At 45.5% G+C, this 18,515-nt stretch carries 17 protein-coding genes; 11 read left to right on the top strand and 6 right to left on the bottom strand.

Translation table 11 applies throughout. The features are described 5' to 3' along the window. Positions 1–84 precede the first annotated feature (84 nt). Positions 85–1,662, bottom strand: coding sequence for an adenylate/guanylate cyclase domain-containing protein (locus QUA90_RS04585; RefSeq protein ID WP_333444061.1), 1,578 nt, complete (start codon positions 1,660–1,662; stop codon positions 85–87). A gap of 88 nt (positions 1,663–1,750) precedes the next feature. Between QUA90_RS04585 and QUA90_RS04580 the strand changes: the two genes are divergently transcribed. The 9 genes from QUA90_RS04580 (at position 1,751) to QUA90_RS04540 (ending at position 8,236) form a co-directional block, all read left to right on the top strand. After that, on the top strand, positions 1,751–2,011 hold the full coding sequence (locus QUA90_RS04580; protein WP_190663573.1) for a hypothetical protein: 261 nt from the start codon (positions 1,751–1,753) through the stop codon (positions 2,009–2,011). Between the two features lie 293 nt (positions 2,012–2,304). Continuing rightward, on the top strand, positions 2,305–3,135 hold the full coding sequence (locus QUA90_RS04575; RefSeq protein ID WP_333444059.1) for a prepilin peptidase: 831 nt from the start codon (positions 2,305–2,307) through the stop codon (positions 3,133–3,135). Between the two features lie 61 nt (positions 3,136–3,196). Beyond that, a complete protein-coding gene (locus QUA90_RS04570) occupies positions 3,197–3,409 on the top strand; it encodes a hypothetical protein (protein ID WP_333323699.1) in 213 nt (70 codons plus the stop codon). A gap of 139 nt (positions 3,410–3,548) precedes the next feature. After that, positions 3,549–4,499, top strand: coding sequence for an acetyl-CoA carboxylase, carboxyltransferase subunit beta (gene accD / locus QUA90_RS04565; protein ID WP_333323697.1), 951 nt, complete (start codon positions 3,549–3,551; stop codon positions 4,497–4,499). Between the two features lie 384 nt (positions 4,500–4,883). Beyond that, positions 4,884–5,075: a translation initiation factor IF-2 gene (locus tag QUA90_RS04560; RefSeq protein WP_333058460.1), complete on the top strand. Its 192-nt coding sequence runs from the start codon at positions 4,884–4,886 to the stop codon at positions 5,073–5,075. A gap of 145 nt (positions 5,076–5,220) precedes the next feature. Then, positions 5,221–5,709, top strand: a complete 489-nt coding sequence (gene psbV / locus QUA90_RS04555) for a photosystem II cytochrome c-550 (RefSeq protein WP_333323695.1) — start codon at positions 5,221–5,223, stop codon at positions 5,707–5,709. Positions 5,710–5,863: 154 nt separating this feature from the next. Continuing rightward, a complete protein-coding gene (gene psbV2, locus QUA90_RS04550; RefSeq protein WP_333323693.1) occupies positions 5,864–6,361 on the top strand; it encodes a photosystem II cytochrome PsbV2 in 498 nt (165 codons plus the stop codon). 125 nt (positions 6,362–6,486) lie between these two features. Then, on the top strand, positions 6,487–6,825 hold the full coding sequence (gene petJ / locus QUA90_RS04545) for a cytochrome c6 PetJ (RefSeq protein WP_333444057.1): 339 nt from the start codon (positions 6,487–6,489) through the stop codon (positions 6,823–6,825). A 403-nt stretch (positions 6,826–7,228) separates the two neighbouring features. Next, on the top strand, positions 7,229–8,236 hold the full coding sequence (locus tag QUA90_RS04540; RefSeq protein WP_333444055.1) for a CHAD domain-containing protein: 1,008 nt from the start codon (positions 7,229–7,231) through the stop codon (positions 8,234–8,236). A 363-nt stretch (positions 8,237–8,599) separates the two neighbouring features. Here QUA90_RS04540 and QUA90_RS04535 read toward each other — a convergent pair whose 3' ends face one another. From QUA90_RS04535 to QUA90_RS04520, 4 genes are all read right to left on the bottom strand, one after another. Continuing rightward, a complete protein-coding gene (locus QUA90_RS04535) occupies positions 8,600–9,097 on the bottom strand; it encodes a 2TM domain-containing protein (protein WP_333444053.1) in 498 nt (165 codons plus the stop codon). Between the two features lie 169 nt (positions 9,098–9,266). Beyond that, positions 9,267–10,103 (bottom strand): cyanoexosortase A, encoded by an 837-nt coding sequence (gene crtA, locus QUA90_RS04530; RefSeq protein WP_333323685.1) that lies wholly within the window; start codon positions 10,101–10,103, stop codon positions 9,267–9,269. Positions 10,104–11,302: 1,199 nt separating this feature from the next. Continuing rightward, positions 11,303–12,043 (bottom strand): PEP-CTERM sorting domain-containing protein, encoded by a 741-nt coding sequence (locus tag QUA90_RS04525; RefSeq protein WP_333444051.1) that lies wholly within the window; start codon positions 12,041–12,043, stop codon positions 11,303–11,305. Positions 12,044–12,302: 259 nt separating this feature from the next. Then, the gene (locus QUA90_RS04520) at positions 12,303–12,968 is read right to left on the bottom strand and encodes a PEP-CTERM sorting domain-containing protein (RefSeq protein WP_333444049.1); all 666 of its coding nucleotides are present in this window, start codon (positions 12,966–12,968) and stop codon (positions 12,303–12,305) included. Between the two features lie 1,237 nt (positions 12,969–14,205). On the opposite strand from QUA90_RS04520, the gene QUA90_RS04515 reads away from it, so the two are divergent. Continuing rightward, positions 14,206–14,403 carry a hypothetical protein gene (locus QUA90_RS04515; RefSeq protein ID WP_333444047.1) on the top strand — a complete coding sequence of 66 codons (198 nt, stop codon included), beginning with the start codon at positions 14,206–14,208 and terminating at the stop codon, positions 14,401–14,403. Between the two features lie 178 nt (positions 14,404–14,581). On the opposite strand, the gene QUA90_RS04510 is transcribed toward QUA90_RS04515, so the two are convergent. After that, the gene (locus tag QUA90_RS04510; RefSeq protein ID WP_333444045.1) at positions 14,582–16,156 is read right to left on the bottom strand and encodes an outer membrane protein assembly factor BamB family protein; all 1,575 of its coding nucleotides are present in this window, start codon (positions 16,154–16,156) and stop codon (positions 14,582–14,584) included. A gap of 127 nt (positions 16,157–16,283) precedes the next feature. Here QUA90_RS04510 and QUA90_RS04505 point away from each other — a divergent pair, with 127 nt between their 5' ends. After that, a complete protein-coding gene (locus tag QUA90_RS04505) occupies positions 16,284–18,371 on the top strand; it encodes a thioredoxin domain-containing protein (protein WP_333444043.1) in 2,088 nt (695 codons plus the stop codon). Positions 18,372–18,515 lie beyond the last annotated feature (144 nt).

The following is an 18,515-nucleotide window of genomic DNA, read 5'->3' as shown; positions in this document are numbered from 1 at the left end:
TTAGTATTCACAGTGGAAAATGGTTGTGCTGTACTTGCCTTTGTGAACCATAAAAGTTGTACAACTATTACCCAGCAAAGTTATTTAAACGCCCCCTTTTCCCTTCTCTCCTTTTGCACCTTGCAAAGCAAAAACCGGAGTCAGAGCAGATTTCCCCTTCAGAGCAAGAGATCCCAAAGCCTCGCAAATAAAGTTTAGCTCGATCGACTCATACACCCTTTCAGCAATCAAAATTTGGTTTTCCCCCGCCTTGCTCATCAACCGAGCCGCCGTATTCACCGTATCGCCGAGGATATTAAACTCCCTACGCCCTCGCGGTTCCCCAACCTCAGCAGCAAACACCGGCCCCCGCGACAGCCCAATTTGACAGCTTACTTTTACTTCTTCACCCGCGATAATTACCAGAGGCCAACCTACAATCAGATCTCGGATCGCAATCGCCGCACTAGCCGCGCGGCTGGCATCATCTGTGTGAGCGTCAGGTACGCCAAAATAAATCAGCATATCCGAACCGTCTAAGTGCGCCGTTACTTTTTGCAACACGCCCCCTTTAGCTGACACTACAGCATCAATCGACGCAAACACCCGAGAAAAAGCCACTATCAGATTGACTTCTTCCTCCAGCGAAGCTTTGTCCACAGACTCTGGTAAACCAATCAAGTTGACAAACATCACCGTCGGTTCAGGAAAATCCGGCGGAATTTTCCGCCTGTCTGCATTTTCCACCAGCAGTCTCAGGATAGTTTTGGGAATATAACTAGCAAGGGGTTCAAGCCGATTCACAGCTTCCCCGATTTCTTTTACCAAGCCCGCCACGCTGCGATCGAGCAAGACCGAACTCGGCATCCGCCGCCCAGTCAAAGTGATATCATACTCTCCGAGTCGATCGTCCGTTAAATCGTCCGCCACCAAAAAATAACCCTGTTTCCCAGGTTCAAAACGAAATTGCTCTCCCAAAGACTCTCTAGCAGTTTCAGTCACACACACCCGCCCCACAGTCCCAGAACCCTCAGCTTGCTTGGCTTGCTGGACTGAATGCCCCAGCAGTACGTGAGCCATCCGCAGCGGGGTACCGATGTCAGCACTAATATAGCGCCCGCAGTGGATGCCCACCCGCATCCTCAAAGACAAAACACCCCGCGCCGTTTCAATATTGGCAAATTCAGCCATCGCCCGCTGCATCCGCAAACCCGCCCGCACCGCCCTCGCTGTATCCTCTTGGTAAACCCCTGACAGAAACTGCACCAGCATCGCATCTCCGGTAAACTCCAGCAAATCCCCGCCCGATTTGCTGACAATTTCAATCATCGAGGCAAAATAGTCGTTAATCACGCCCAGCAGGCTTTCAGCTCCCTTGCGCCCCTGGGTCGCGTTCGCTTCCAACAGCGAGGTAAACCCTGCCAAATCCGTGAACAGCAAGGTGCCTGTTTGCCACTGGTAGCGCACCTCGCCCGGGTTGGGTGGAGATTCGGACACGGGCCGGGGCACGTAGTCGTTGAGGATGTAGCGCAGAGTTCGCAGGTGCTCGAAAACCCCCATTAGCGTTGCGGGGGACGGATCTACCCACGCAGCAGCGTACAGTTGAGCCGAAAGGAGCGATCGCAGTCGCAGTTCGATCGCAGCCAAGGGAGGATTGTAGGTTAATCTATTAATAATTTCCACCTAAGTTTATTCTTAAAAAATAGGGTAAGTTCTATCGATCGAGAGCCCACACCAGTAACTCGACCTATACCATTATGATAAGTTTCCAGTGACTCCATATCAGCCAAACCCAGAACCCACTATAGAAACTTCCGAAAGTCACAGCTTGCTAGCTCCCGATTTGATCCGAGCTGCTCGCTCTGCCTATGGTATGTATCTGAAAGTGCATTCCGATCAGATGCAGCGTCCGGCGGGTGTAGTTGTCAGTCAAGGAAGCGATCGAGGCCAGGTAATTTTTGCTTCGCAGCCGATTTTATTGCCCGGTGAACGTTTTGTTACTTTTGACGAAATTGAATCTCAAATGTATTAATTGCTAATTGGTCATTGGTGGTAATTGGTAATTGATAATTGAGCAGTGGGAATTGGCAATTGGTAATTAGTCACTAATATTATGTCCGCTCGAACGCTCGCACTAAAATAGGTTTCTAGTGAAGAGCCATGTTTTCAGGATTTTATGAAAACTTGCCTTCTTGACTATTAATACCTTTTATGATGGGTAATTGACCGTACAGGCTCTAGCAACTGACAACTAACTATTGAGAAGTAACAAGTGATACATAACCCCAGTCAACAGTGAACAGTCAACAGTGAACAGTCAACTTAATGGAAATTATCTTTAATTGCCTTGTCATGGCGATCGTCTTTATTGTCGGAGCGGCTATTGGCAGCTTTCTAAATGTGGTAGTCTATCGGTTGCCTGCGGGTTTGTCGGTGATCAACCCTCCTTCTCGCTGTCCCAAATGTTTAAATCAACTCAGAACTTACGAAAATATACCCGTTTTCGGTTGGCTGTGGCTGCGGGGACGCTGCAATCACTGCCACAGTCGGATTTCTGTCCGCTATCCGCTGGTGGAAGCAGCTACGGGTTTGCTGTTTTTGTTAATCTTCTGGCGGTTTGGGGTGACAGTGCAAACTCTGGGTTTTTGGGCTTTGTTTAGCTGGTTGTTGGCTTTGTCTTTGATAGATTGCGATACAATGACTTTGCCTAATTCTTTAACTCGATCGGGTTTGGTGCTCGGATTGGTTTTCCAAATGGCGAAAGGTTTGTGGCCGACATTTAGTTTGATCGACTCGATACACTATCTGGTACTCGATGGGATCGCGGGAGCAGTTGTCGGGTTGTGGCTGTTTGACGCTATCGGACTCGCCGGGACGATCGGCCTGGGACAGAATGCTATGGGCGCTGGAGATACCAAATTAGCCGCCTTGATGGGAGCTTGGCTGGGGTGGAAATACTTGCTGCTAGCGGGATTTATTGCCTGTGTCGCCGGGGCTTTTGTTGGTGGTGGGGCGATCGCCCTGGGCTGGCTCGATCGGCGTCAACCCATGCCTTTCGGCCCGTTTCTGGCTCTCGGTACAGCAATTACTGCTCTGTGGGGCGAAGCGATCTTATCTACTTACTTGCAGTTGTTTTTCCCGAATTTTAGTTTCTGATCAGCAGGTAGTCAGGCGCGATCGAACATAATATTGTCTCAAAAATTGGTAAAATTGTTCCGTGTCTTGGATTACACTTAAAACCACTAGCTTTCGTTGGGAAGCGGAATTAATGCAGCAGCTCCTAGCAGCTCATGAAATCCCGGCCCGGATTGTAGACTTGGGCATAGCATCTTATTTGGGTGCTGGAAGTGCTACAGCCCTGCAAGTTCTTCCAGAACACCAGCGAACAGCATCGCTCCTCATCAGTCCCATTGAGGACAATAGTCAGTAGTCAAGTCTGTTCTTTATTGTCAGTTGTTATGGGTTATTAGTTATTAGTTATTGGTAGCAGCTAACAACTCACAAATAACAACAGTCAACAGTCAACAGTCAACAGTCAACAGTTAACAGTTAACAATTACCAAGTTTTAATGTCTCTATTTGATTGGTTTGCAAATCGACGAAAATCAGTACCGAACTCCCAAGAACGGCCGGAACGAGAAATTGCGGACGGACTTTGGAATAAATGCGAAGCTTGCGATGCCCTGAGTTATACCAAAGACCTGCGAGCAAATCAAATGGTTTGCTTGGAATGCGGGCATCATATCAGAGTTTACAGTGACGATCGCATCGAGCAGTTGATCGATCCCAATACCTGGGTACCCATTAACGAAGGACTGCACGCCACAGATCCCCTGAAATTTCGCGATCGCAAAAAATATAGCGATCGACTCCGAGAATTTCAAGAAAAAACAGGCCACCTAGACGCCGTAGAAACAGGCATCGGCAAACTAGAAAATTTGCCCGTCGCCCTCGGAGTCATGGAATTTCAGTTCATCGGCGGCAGCATGGGCTCAGTTGTCGGAGAAAAGCTAACTCGCCTCATCGAACACGCCACGCGGGAACGCTTGTCCGTGATCATTGTCTGCGCTTCCGGTGGTGCAAGAATGCAAGAAGGAATGCTCAGCTTGATGCAAATGGCTAAGATTTCCGGGGCTCTGGAACGCCACCGGGAAGCGAGACTGCTTTACATCCCGATTTTGACCCACCCGACCACCGGTGGCGTCACCGCCAGTTTTGCCATGCTGGGAGACATTATAATTGCAGAGCCAAAAGCTACTGTGGCCTTTACCGGCGGCCGGGTAATCGAACAAACTCTGCGGGAAAAGCTGCCGGAAAATTATCAAACTTCCGAATACTCCTTCGCCCACGGTTTTGTAGACTTGATTGTACCCCGGACTCAATTAAAGAAAACTCTCGGTCAGCTCATCAGCCTCCACCAGCCCCAGCCTTTCTTGGCAGACTCGGAATTCCCCGCCCTCGAAGCCAGTGAGAGTCACGCTTTGCCCCCGCAGACTCACGCTTTCAAACTTTCTCCCTAAGCTGCTGCGCCGGATGATTGTCTGTTGGTGAGTGCGGGGCACAGAGGGAAATTGCTGAGGAATTGCGAAAAACCCGGCTTCTACCCACAATATTGAGTTTGGTAACGAGACGTTCACGCAGACACCGGGTTTTGAGCCCCGCCCGCGCAACTCCTATTGGTAATAACGACGCAGCAGTGGGATGATATTGATCGGAAGTTGATTGGCCCTGAAGTTAGGCTGGGCAAAAATGCCTAGTCGCAGTTAGCGGTTAGTTAGCTTGCGATAGATCAAACAAAATCTCAGAACAAACTAACAGAACAAGCTAACAGCGCTTTCTAAAATTGTCCGGCTTTCAGTTAATAGCCGTCAACTCAATTTTGACCTGTCAGCGACCTAAAAATTATGGGTTTTGCAGACCTGTCCATCGCAGAAATAGCAGAGGACTTCAACGTCCCTGTTGAAGAAGTGATCCGCTTGTGCGATGAGTTGGAAATTGCCTACAAGCACCCTCAAACCCGTTTGGCTTTGGAGGATGTTAAGGCAATTATGTCCACTCTCGAAAAAAGGCGCGACTCAAAACTTCTTGCAGATTAGATCGCAAAATTCCTCTACCTTTAAAGGTATGGCTGCACAAACTTTCGCCCGTTGTTGCAGAAAGAGGGAATTTTGAACACAAATCTGTTTGCCAGCTATACTCTCTTAGCGTTCAATAATTTGCCGGATTTTTTTAAGGAGAACCATGCTTAAAAGATATTTCATTGCTCTGACCGCTGTATTCTTGAGCTTTCAGTTATTTGTCAGCAGTGCGATGGCTGTTGAACTGAGTCCTGAACTTCGCACTGTGACTTTGAATGACAAGGGTGCTCCAGTGGTGCTGAGCCTCAAACAAGTTCAGCAAGGCAAACGCCTGTTCAATTCGGCTTGCGCTCAATGTCACGCTGCGGGCATGACAAAAACTGACCCGAACGTGAATTTGAGCCCGGAAACTCTGGCTTTGGCCAACCCGCCCCGGAATAATATTGAGTCGCTGGTGGACTTTATGAAAAATCCCACCACTTATGACGGGTTTGAGGAAATTTCGGAACTGCATCCGAGCATGAAGAGTGCGGATATTTTCGCTGAGATGAGAAATCTCTCGGATGAGGATTTGTACGCGATTGCCGGTCACATTCTGTTGCAGCCGAAAATTGTCTCCAAGCAGTGGGCTGGTGGTAAAGGCGCTCGCTAATCGATTTTAGATTTTAAATTTTAGATTTTGGATTTTGGATTGGGAGATGGCTGAAGTTCGGGAATAATTGCTGGCTGGTCGTTTTTCACTCTAAAATCTGAAATCTAAAATTTACCTCCGGCTCATTGATTATCGCAAAAGGTTGTAGTCCCTCATGCTGCGTCGTGGTGCTTTTGTCTGCTTTCTGTTGGGGATGTTAATTATTTTGCCCGTGCTGTTGGCTCCTCAACCTGTTTTGGCTGCTGCCGATTCTTACGTGAATAGGTATTTACAAGCCAGCGAACCTGTGGCTCTGGAGTTGGACTCTGAGGGACATACTCGCTTGTTTTCGGCTCAGGATTTGTCTGCGGGCAAGGTATTGTTCGAGCAAAATTGCCTGAATTGTCACGTCGGAGGAGCTAATTTGCCCGATCCGACGATATCTCTGTCTTTGGCTGACCTCAAAGGGGCAACGCCTCCCCGCAACAACATCAATAGTCTGGTGGCGTATCTGAGAGAACCGATGACTTATGACGGTACTGAGGAGACTTTTTGGTGCCGCCAAGTGCCGGAAAGCTGGATGCCACAGGCTGAGATTGAAAATTTAGCGGCTTTTGTGATCCGGGCTGCTCAGAAAGCTCCGGGCTGGGGCGTGGAGAATTTTGAGAGTTGAACTGCCACTGCCAAAAAGTGGTAAATTACTCGGAAGAAGGCGATACGACTGCGCGATCGCGCCTGTTTTAACAGGTAAAATATCTAAAGAATCACCCTTTGCGTGTCCATTAGAGGAGAACTGCGTTGAAAAGACTCTTATCGATCGCCCTGTTAGCGTTCGCAATTTTTACCGTCGGCTTTGGCCGCCCTGCTTTGGCAGGAGATGCTGTTAAAGGAGCTAAAATCTTTAGCTCGAACTGTGCTGCTTGTCACATCGGTGGCGGCAACGTGGTTATGGCAATGAAAACCTTGAAAAAGGATGCTCTTGAGAAGTACGGTATGAATTCTCTGGAAGCTATTACCACTCAGGTAACTAAGGGCAAAAATGCTATGCCTGCTTTCGGCGCCAAGTTGAAGCCCGAACAAATCGAGGATGTAGCAACCTACGTGCTCGAACAATCTGAGAAAGACTGGAAAGGCTAAACTGCCTCTTTGAAGTCGGGCAGCCTGGGCGGGTTTGATTTAATTTAAAACTTGTCCTCCCGATCGCACCCTCTCTCACCCTTTGGCGAATAAACATCGGTTGGCAGCGATCTTAACCTATTTGGAAAAGCGCGCCAGAAATCCAATTTTTATGAGTTCCAGGGCGAGGGAGGGACATTTTATTTTAGATTTTAGATTTTGGATTGAAGAATTGAAGAATTGAAGAATTGAAGAATTGAAGATTGCTAAATTCTGATTTTGTATAAATTGTCAAGCACTTTATATTAAGATTTATGGTGGGGCGCTTCCTAAATTAAAAGTGTGTGCTAGGATATAACCCCTTATTAGCAAAGCCTTGAAATCCAAATTAAAGTCAATCGGGGATCGGGAATCTACACCTGCCATGAACGTAAAAACATCAGCAAAAGTTAAAACTCTCGGAGACGCTGCATCTGGGGCGATTGAGAAATATTTCCGCAAAAGTGTAGCGCACGAGGCTGAAGTTATCAAAGACAAAGACGCGGAAGAACTTCATCAAATGCGCGTGGGATTGAGACGTTTGCGATCTGCTGTGACTGGTTTTGCTCCAGTTTTAGATTGGCCAAAAGAGGCTTCTGAACGTAAAATTGGTAAGGTGGGGCGGATTCTGGGAACGCTCAGGGATTTGGATGTGATGCTCGAAAGTCTCCAAAACCGCTATTACCCGAATTTGCCGACTGACGAACAGAAAGTTTTGGATAAGGCTTTGTTGAATTTGCTCAAACAGCGCCACCGGGCTTTGAAAGGGGTGAGGGCGATTTTAGAGCACAAAAGCTACGAATCGCTGAAGCAGTCGATCGAGGATTGGCTGGAAAAACCGAAGTTTCAGGCGATCGAACATTTGCCAATTGGTGAGGTTTTGCCAGATTTACTGTTACCTCAAGTCAGTGAGTTTTTCCTGCATCCGGCTTGGCTGTTGGGCACGGAAGATGAGGATGGTAAAGTTAAAGTTGTTGATGATTTAAATGCTGAGGCTGTCGAAGAGAAGTTAGCAGCCGAGGGAACTATTCTGCACGATTTGCGGAAGCAAGCTAAGCGAGTTCGCTATTTGATGAATCTGTTTGGGGATTTTTACAGCGAGACTTACGAAGTTTATGTCGAAGATGTGAAAGCTATTCAGGAATGTTTGGGCGATATTCAAGACAGTGAAGTTTTAGGCGAGTTCCTGACAGATTTTGTCGATCGCGATCTGAAAAAAGAGTTGCCGAAGTTGGCTGGTTTGTTGGCCGAAAATCGCTATGCAGCTTGGCAAAAATGGCAGGTTTTGCAGCGCCGGTATTTGAGTTCGGAAATTCGGCAAGGTTTGCGATCTGCTTTAATTCATCCTGTGGTTAAAGATGCTGTTAATGGAAAGTTGCCCCAGGAAAGTTAGGTTTTTCGGGCCCAGAGAATGCGATCGACTGGCGGGAGGGACTAAAAGAGGGATATTTGTAGGGACACGGCATTGCAGTGTCCTTCATTGTGTAACTCAATAAAGGGCGATCGCGCTTTGGGATAGGTTCAAGAAAAAATCTTAACAATTATTCTTTCCAGTAATATCGTTTCCGGTTGCATCAGAATCATAAAATCGAGTCAACAGTTAACACTCACATATTCAGTTTTTCGACTCCTCCTTCTACAGTCAACAATCAACAATCATTCCGGTGTAACCGGAATTGATATAACGAGTTAAAATCCGAATTACTTCACCAGGTGAAGTAAAAGAAAAGACGATAGCGTTTTTTACCATACCAAATCACGACTGCAACCACTTCATAAACTTATTCGTCACAGTACCAATAGACTCTCCCACTTGTTTCTTCAACCGCCACCGCTGAAACGCTTGTTCGTAATCTTCCCCTTCAGTTTGATAAACATTCCAAGCATTCAGCGACAATCCCAAGCCCCACGTGAGTAAAATGAACAGTGACCAAGAAAGCTCGTGCCAACCTGCTAGATTAAACAAAACTAGAAAAGTATTGATAATTGCGTACTTGGTCACATTTTTCTGCAATTTGCGACGACGGTAAGAGTTAAAAACCAGCTTTTCTTGAAATTCTCCTCTAGTTGCTAACCATTGCTGTTCCGCCGCTACAATATCCTGTTCGGAAATGCCCAATTCCGCTGCAATCTCGAAAAGCTGCACTCTGGATAATTCCCCTTCATCCTGTCGCCGCGCGATCGCAAGCTGTAAAATACCCTGAGCATCCTCTGAACCGTAAATGTGATTTATTTGACTTTCATTTGTCGCCATAACAGGTTTCCGATAATTCCTGACATCCTTTCTATCATAGATATAGACGCAGTTAAACGACAGGTAGTGACATTGGCGGATTTCAACACCCGGACATTTGAGTGAGTGAGACTCCTGACTATGGGAGGGGAAATCGAAGAACCGATATATTTCCCCAAATTGCAACTAATTAATTTCCAGAACTGTGACTAAGTTTGCTATCTCGTTTCAACATAAACTGATAAAATATCCCAAACAAAATCACCGCAATCATTCCCACGACTAAAGAACCTTCACCCTCATGCCAATATTTAAACAAGTCTAGGCGATTAGATGCAACTAACAAAGCCATTCCCGCCACTCGAAAAACATTAATAATAAAACCCAAAATGACCGCGACACCTATTACCAAAGCCTTATTTTGTTTAGTAGGAAACATCAACAAACAAATTACAGCTAAACCTAATAAGTAATTCATTGCCTCTATACCCGAACAACCCCCATTTACCAACACCCTTCCTGTTGGCAAAGCAACATAATTACCGTCGCGTGTTACATCAAAACCGACATACCACAAAGAATAATGAGCAAATTTAGCAGTAAGTGAGGTAACAAAATCCACGAAAGGTAACGTAAGGACACTGGGGGTGCCATGAAAAAATAGTATTACCAATTCACGCCAATATAGTTTTAAGTTCTGAAAACCTACCGCAATTAGGCTCAAACCTAAACCAGACAAAAAAGGTGCAAGTCTTAAAAAAGGATCGAATTTACTCGAAACTACAGCACTTTGAAAGAGAATAAAAGCTATTAATAGCGTCCCTGCTATTGTCGATAATAGGTCACTTTTTATGTCACTCTGTTTGAGAATATCCTGGTTGTCCCAAAGTAGGGAACCCACAGCGCACCAAAAAACTATACTCATCCAAAAATGAGCAATATCGTCCAGTTTCCACAGGAGTGTCATATTCAGAGTTACTAAAGCTGTGGCGATAATGATGAGCCAAAAAAGTTTTCTCTTGAACATTTTAGATATTAGTTATTAGTTGATTGAGGAGAGCAATACTGCGGACAGTTTTTGATTGTCAACCGTAGAATAAGGGTTTCAAGGCAATTCGGCAATCAAATTACCCACGAAAAATCGAGGGTTTCAGACTACGAACTAAAAACAGTCCAGGCTATTGTTACATCATATCATAAAAATAGTACGGGAGGTGGACAACTCAGTAGCTTAAACCTCTCCTACGGAAAGGACTCAGAGGATGTTAATCGCCGTAAATCTTTGAGATGAGGTTAGTAAACACTCTGAAATTTGATGAATGGTGAGACTCAGATGCAACGCATAGCTCAGCATTAGGACACCTATTGAAAAGACTGCTACTAGAACTGATTGATTGGATGCCTAGCGCTTACTTACTTTGCCCCCGTAAGCAAATACTAAAAAGGGAGTTAATCAACAAAAATTAAAAATAAGTAGCCTCAATCAGGCTTGGATTTCTTGAGAGTAAACACAATTAGGGCCGCCCATGGTGTGACACTGAGGTTTGAGTAAATAAGGCTGAGCGAGTTAGAGTTCGAGCCATGCTCAATGGTGATTCTCTGCTTTTCAAGAATCTCAGTATCTTTATAGCAATCCTAAATCATTTGTGAATTTCTTCCTCAGAGCTGCTTCGGGGCAGGGCTGTGTCATTTTCTTGTAGGGGCAAACCCTCGTGAAGAGCCCCGATGCCTGAAATGCCCATGAAATCATCTGTGGGTGGGGGCGGGCACAGGGGCACGGCCCCTACAAAAGCCTGGTTTTCCGTAGGGGCAATCCCCCGTGGTTGCCCCGAAACAGTCCTGGGGTTCGGGGTGGGGTAAAAAATTTACGACTTCTGCAAGGATTGCTATAGGGAAATTCTTCATAAACAGCTTTACGGTAGTTCTTAAATGCGCTGTCTAGGGGTGATTTGACTGAGATAGGGAGCATCTCAATGAAAGCAGCCAAGCTAGAAATTCGAGCCAGGAGCTAGGAGGAAAGAGTCAGAAGGAAGGAGCCAGAAGAAGTGTTTTTACAACAAATATGAGATGCTCCCTTGAAATCAGCTTCCAAGTCCGGGGTTTTAACGGTGGCGCGCTATCAGATACTAAGAAACCTGGTTTCTTGGTGAAACCAGGTTTTTAGCTCGAACATAAAATAATCAGTGTGGCATCAAGCCAGAATCGAAAACCAGTTCAAATGATCGCCTATTCAGCTTTTTGAGCCTGAGCGCGTTGCTTTTTGAACATAGTACCAAACCCAACAGCGGCTCCAGCAGCAAGCATTGTTAAAGGTTCAGGAGTAGCTTCAGTGTTGCTAGTGCTGCTGATGTAAGAATCGCTTGCACCATTGGGTAAGGCTTGAACGTGCAAACCTAATTTTAAGGCACCGGTATTCAAAGCGGAAACTACGTTAGCATAATTTCCAGTAAACCTCACTCCCAAACTTTCGCTACCTTGGACAGCCCATTTATTACCACCACCATTATCTCTTGTGAATGCATAGTCTGTGGTGAAGCCAGTACCACCTTGAGGCAATTGATCGCTACTAGCACCACCAGTAAAGGCTACATTCCCAGTGTTATTAATGTTAGCCTCGGCATTAGACAGATAGCCATTATCATCAAACAGAACTTTACCGATAAACATACTAGAGGCAGCAGTATTTCCCGAGTTGAAGATGTTAAAAAGAACTGATGTACCTTCGTCGATTACGTCAAATGAAAAGCTATTTACATAGGCATCTCCCGGCGTATCGCCACCAGTGATATTACCAAAGCTGAAGGCGGATGTAGGTGCCAAGCTGATGGCGGAGGCAGGTGCAGCGGAGACTGCACTAACAGCAGCGACACCGACAACAGTTAAAATAGATTTGACTAAGTTTAATTGCAATTTCATGGTTGATACCTTTATTTTTATGTTGAGTGGAAGCAGGGTTTTTTCCTTCACATATTCAATGTAAACCGAAGCAGAAGTTAATGCAAGTAAGTTTGATAAAGATTCGATGAAGATTGGAAAAATGCTTTGTAGATTATTTGTAGATTAAGATTAAAGGTTTCAGCAATCTTAGAGTCTTAACAGCCCTCTTCTACTGCTTTAAATAACAAAATAAAAAACCTGGTTTCTTGGTGAAACCAGGTTTTTAGCTCGAACATAAAATAATCAGTGTGGCATCAAGCCAGAATCGAAAACCAGTTCAAATGATCGCCTATTCAGCTTTTTGAGCCTGAGCGCGTTGCTTTTTGAACATAGTACCAAACCCAACAGCGGCTCCAGCAGCAAGCATTGTTAAAGGTTCAGGAGTAGCTTCAGTGTTGCTAGTGCTGCTGATGTAAGAATCGCTTGCACCATTGGGTAAGGCTTGAACGTGCAAACCTAATTTTAAGGCACCGGTATTCAAAGCGGAAACTACGTTAGCATAATTTCCAGTAAACCTCACTCCCAAACTTTCGCTACCTTGGACAGCCCATTTATTACCACCACCATTATCTCTTGTGAATGCATAGTCTGTGGTGAAGCCAGTACCACCTTGAGGCAATTGATCGCTACTAGCACCACCAGTAAAGGCTACATTCCCAGTGTTATTAATGTTAGCCTCGGCATTAGACAGATAGCCATTATCATCAAACAGAACTTTACCGATAAACATACTAGAGGCAGCAGTATTTCCCGAGTTGAAGATGTTAAAAAGAACTGATGTACCTTCGTCGATTACGTCAAATGAAAAGCTATTTACATAGGCATCTCCCGGCGTATCGCCACCAGTGATATTACCAAAGCTGAAGGCAGAGGCAGGTGCTGCGGAGACTGCACTAACAGCGGCGACACCGGCAACAGCTAAAATAGATTTGACTAAGTTTAATTGGAATTTCATGGTTGATACCTTTATTTTTTAAGTTGACTGGAAGCAGGTTTTTTTCCTTCACATATTCAATCTAAAGCAAAGCACAGGTTAATGCAAGTAGGTTTGATAAAGATTCGATGAAGATTGGGAATAAGCTGATTGGATTTAGGCAAAATGCCTAAATTGATGGCTTCTAGCTAGCTATTTCCTATGGCGTGCATCAAAAAATAGGGGTGCTGCCATCCGGATTTTAGTCCTGACTTTTCTCTCTTTTAAAAAGCTATAACCCACCTTCCTAACCTGGGTTTTCACACAGCAGAATTACTGATAAAAGTGTTTTAAAGCTCTAATTTATGCCCTTCAAAAGTTTTTTATCCGTTAATGTACGGTAGAAAAGTTTAAGTGAGAGCTTGATAGCGGGGTAAAAATAAGTAAATACCGATGGTGACAGTGGAAACTGCGGAATGTGGGCTATAACTCAGGACAAAATCTTGGATCATATTCGGTGCGTCGATTCTCGCTTTCGGATTCGGCAACCAGCGCAATTTAGACTTATATATTGCACCATTACCAAGAACCGGCTTTGGGGCCCGTTCCACAAAGAATGAGTTTTCTTGTGGGAAGTAGGGGGTGGGCAGGAGAGGCCGCCCAAAACAGGCTTGTTGATCATGGTGCAACATCTCAATTTAGAGACCAATGGTTTCGGTGCTCGTTATTATCTGTGACGCCGGAACTTTGACCGACTAAAGGGACGACTCGACTTTCTGGGACATGGTTTTGGGAACACCTTTACCGTCGGGGCTGTTTCGGGGCAACCACGGGGGGATTGCCCCTAGGGAAAACCAGCCTTTTGTACGGGTCGTGCCAAGAATGCCGACCCATCCAGAATTTGTTAGGCATTTGGTGGGATTGGGGCAGCCCCTACAAGAGAATGAAACAGCCCTGCGTCTACCGTAGAAGGCGCGGTGGTCGTTATCTAAAAATGTTGGGACTAATAATTCTATTTCTGGGTCTGCTTTCGCTAAAAATTGGTTAATATTATTTTTCGCAAAAAGCTTGATGCCAAGATTTAACGGCGTGACAAGCAAGTAGAAAGAGTTTACGCAGTAAAGGTTTGAGTAGCTTGTCATCAAAAAAAAGAGTTAAAAACCTGTTTTTCTTGAAATTCTCCTCTAGTTGCTAAGCTGTTACGCATCTAAATTGTATTTTTGGGCGGGCGGGACGCCCACCCCACAAGAATTTGCTTGAATTTGATAGTCAAATTTAAATGCGCTTCAGCTTAACCATTGCTATTGGGCCGCCACAATATCCTGTTCGGAAATGCCCAATTCCGCTGCTATCTCGAAAAGGTGCAATCTGGATAATTCCCCTTCATCCTGTCGGCGCGCGATCGCAAGCTGTAAAATACCTTGAGCATCCTCTCAACCGTAAACTGGACTTATTTGAGTTTCAGGAGTTGCCATAACGAGTTTCCGATAATTTCCGAAATTATTTCTCTCACCGCAGTTAAAGCGCAGGTAGGAATAGGTGGCCGATTTCAACACCATTTTAAGAACAGGCAAGATGCCTGTTCCACAATAAGTAGACTCTGTTGTGGAACAGGCATCTTGCCTGTTCCCGATCCAGGTACAACATACCAATAACTAACCCAAAGTATACATCCAGCCATCCCTCGCGCAAATCCTCACAATTCCGTCCCAAACTACAGGCGTCGCCTCAAATGACAAACCCGGCTTAAATCTCCCCGATTCTATTACTTTCAAACGGTAAAACTCCCCTTTAGCATTTTTCAAAGCATTCTGATCCCCCGACTTCGCTCGTTCCCAATTCAAATTAAACAAATAAACACCGTTGTATCCCGCACTGATCAGTTTATTGCCATCGGTAAAAATCGGAGTCGAAATTGAAGAACCAATCGCTTTTTTAAATACTATTACCGGAGTATCGTAAGACTGGTTTCGCCAAGGCACAAAAGTTTTTTTACCTGTAATCATATCTTGGGAACCGATGTACAAATTGCCGTCGAGCGCATTTGTAGCAAACAGCGCCGGAAACTCCCCTGAATTGTACTCGTCGTTCAACGCGATCGAGCCAATTATCCCACCTTCCCAGCTAGAAAGTCGGCGATTTCCGGTAGGCAAAAACCATTCGACACTGGCATTCGGTTCTTTATTCGGATTCAGCTTCAGCACTCCGCCGTTGCCCTGAATGTATTGTTTTTCAATGGCACAAAACAGTTTCCCTGATTTAGAAATTACAGCACTTCCATCCAAATCTGAACCAGTATAGAAATCCCAAACTATCTTTTTAGTGGCAATGCTAATACCGTAAATATGACCGGAACCAGCAGCTATAAATATTCTATCTTTGAGCCTTGATGGCGATGATTCTGCTACCAAGTTGCCGCCGTGCTTCCTGATATCTGCTGCTGCATAAAGCTGTACTTCCGACAAGATATTTGGCTGCTTGATGCCTTGTTTGATTTTTGCATTGCTTGTGGAACTATCGAGAAAATAGCCGATCGCATTTTCCCCCGCATTGAACAAAACTCCACCGCCGATGTCCAAAGCGCTGCTGTCATTATCGCGGCTGTAGCTGGGCGTTTTCCTGATGTCCAATTTCCAAAGTTCCTTGCCAGTTCTAAAAGATATTGCCCTAAAACTCGGCACGACACTTTTGCCACCACCGCCGCTGCGGCTGCCTTGCAAAATCACAATTCTGTTTTCGGCGCTAGCTTTTTGATCGATATAAATTGTTGATGAACCTTTGATTACATCATCAAATTTATAGCGCCAAACTTCTTTATTAGTAGCAATATCTATTTTTCGCAAATTGTGGTCATAAGCACCTATAATTAAATAAGTTTTTCCCCCGTCTCTGGTAATTGTCGGCTGTCCTGTCCAACCGGCACCGCTCCAAACTACAGACCGCTTTCCCAGAAAAGTCCGGCCGCCGCCTAGTTGAAATTTGTCGATTAACTTCAAGCTTTTCGGAACACCTCTGCCGTAGAACCGACGCTTGTCGTTACCTAAAAAGGTCGGGACTAATAATTCTATTTCTGGGTCTGCTTTAGCCAGAAGATTGTTAAGATTAGTGTCTAATAAAGCTTGCTCCGAGGATTCAGTTTGGCTCAGTTTGAGAACAGCAGGAGGAACAGCAGCACTCAGCAAAAATTTTCCTAGGTGTTGATTGAAGGTTCTCCGAGATGATAAGCTCATATTAGATCGAGATAATCAGCCATAATATTAAAACATAATTATCAGCAACAACTCAACTAAAACATCTCGCGCTAAACTGCTATAGAACTGACAAGCTTACTCAGCACGAGTTAAAGTGGATTTGATTATGGTCAACCGTCTTGCTCAATCCCAAAGCCTTTACCTCCGGAAACACGCCGAAAATCCGATCGACTGGTGGCCCTGGTGCGACGAAGCCCTAGAAACGGCCAGAAGCGAAAATAAACCGATTTTCCTGTCAATTGGCTACTCTAGCTGCCACTGGTGCACGGTGATGGAAGGGGAAGCATTTTCCGATCGCGCGATCGCCCAATACATGAATTCGCATTTTATACCGATAAAAGTCGATCGCGAAGAACGCCCGGATATCGACAGCATTTATATGCAAACCTTGCAAATGATGACCGGTCAAGGCGGTTGGCCACTCAACGTTTTTCTCACTCCAGACGAGCGAGTTCCCTTCTACGGAGGCACTTATTTCCCTGTAGAACCGCGCTATGGACGGCCGGGATTTTTAGAAGTTTTGCAAGCAATTCGCCGCTTTTACGACACAGAAAAAGGCAAAGTAGAAGCCTTCAAAGCAGAGATTTTAGGCAACCTCCAACAGTCAGCAGCGCTGTCAGGAGTAACCGCCGAATTAAATCGCGAACTCTTCCAAAAAGGCTTAGAACTCAACACCGGAATTATTGCGGGCAGCAACCCCGGCCCCAGTTTTCCGATGATACCTTATGCTGAGCTAGCACTGCGGGGAACGCGATTTAATTTTGAATCAAAATACGACAGCAAACAAGTCTGCACTCAGCGCGGATTAGACTTAGCATTGGGCGGCATTTATGACCACGTAGGAGGCGGATTTCACCGCTATACGGTTGATGCGACTTGGACTGTGCCACACTTTGAAAAAATGCTCTACGACAACGGCCAAATTGTTGAGTATTTAGCGAATTTGTGGAGCGCGGGAATACAAGAACCCGCTTTTGAAACTGCGATCGCGGGGACAGTAGAATGGTTGAAGCGAGAAATGACCGCGCCAACAGGCTATTTTTATGCTGCACAGGATGCGGACAGCTTTAACACTTCTGAGGAAGTTGAACCGGAAGAGGGAGCATTTTATGTCTGGACTTATGCCGAACTGGAACAACTATTAACTGCTGAGGAATTAACGGAAATTAAAGCACAGTTTACTGTTAGTCGCAGCGGCAATTTTGAAGGTCAAAATGTATTGCAGCGCCGCCATCCCGGAAAACTGAGCGACACGGTAGAAACGGCTTTGGCTAAACTTTTTGCTGTTCGCTACGGTGGCAATCCCGATACTGTAAAAACCTTTCCGCCAGCCCGCAACAATCAAGAAGCTAAAAACGACAGTTGGCCGGGTAGAATTCCCGCCGTTACTGACACGAAAATGATTGCTGCTTGGAATAGCTTAATGATTTCGGGTTTAGCCCGCGCTGCGGCTGTGTTTGGAAATTTGGAATATCTGGAATTAGCTGTGAAAGCTGCTAATTTTATGTTAGACAATCAGTGGACGGATGGGCGGTTTCAGCGGTTGAATTATGACGGACAATCTGCTGTTACCGCGCAGTCGGAAGATTATGCTTTGTTTGTGAAAGCTTTGTTGGATTTGCATCAAGCGAGTTTGACTTTAGGCAATGGGGAAGAGGCACAACAGTTGCCGAATTCTCAGTTTTGGTTGGAGAAAGCTGTGCAGGTGCAAGAAGAGTTTGATGAGTTTTTGTGGAGCGTGGAATTGGGAGGATATTACAATACTGCTAAGGATGCTAGCGGAGATTTGTTGGTGCGGGAACGCAGCTATATAGACAATGCAACTCCGGCGGCGAATGGAATTGCGATCGCCTCTTTGGTTCGCCTCGCGCTGTTGGGCCCGAATTTAGAATATCTCGATCGCGCGGAGCAAGGTTTGCAAGCTTTCAGCAGTATTGTACAAGATGCTCCGCAAGCTTGTCCGAGTCTACTTTCGGCGATCGACTGGTATCAGCATTCTACCCTGATTCGCACGACTCCCGATCGAATTTCTGGCTTAATTTCGCAGTATTATCCGACTGCTGTATGTCAGATTGAGGCTGATCTGCCTGAAGGTGTTATCGGGTTAGTTTGCGAGTGTTTGACTTGCAAGGAACCGGCGAAAAGTCAAGAGAGGCTGTTGGAGGAAATTTTGCAAAGTCAAACGCGGGTTTAGTACCAATACTGTCTATATTATTTAACCGCGAAGACGCGAAAAACGCGAAGGAAGAAGGAGGAAGCAGAAGGAAGAAGTATATTATCTCCTACCGGGAAGGAATCCCATCTTCAGTCTGCCCCTCAATCTTCCAAAGAATCTCAG

The organism is Microcoleus sp. D3_18_C4 (genome assembly GCF_036702355.1).
Lineage (GTDB): Bacteria > Cyanobacteriota > Cyanobacteriia > Cyanobacteriales > Microcoleaceae > Microcoleus.
The sequence above is the reverse complement of the archived record's forward strand: the minus strand, read 5'-3'. Positions and strand labels throughout refer to the sequence as shown.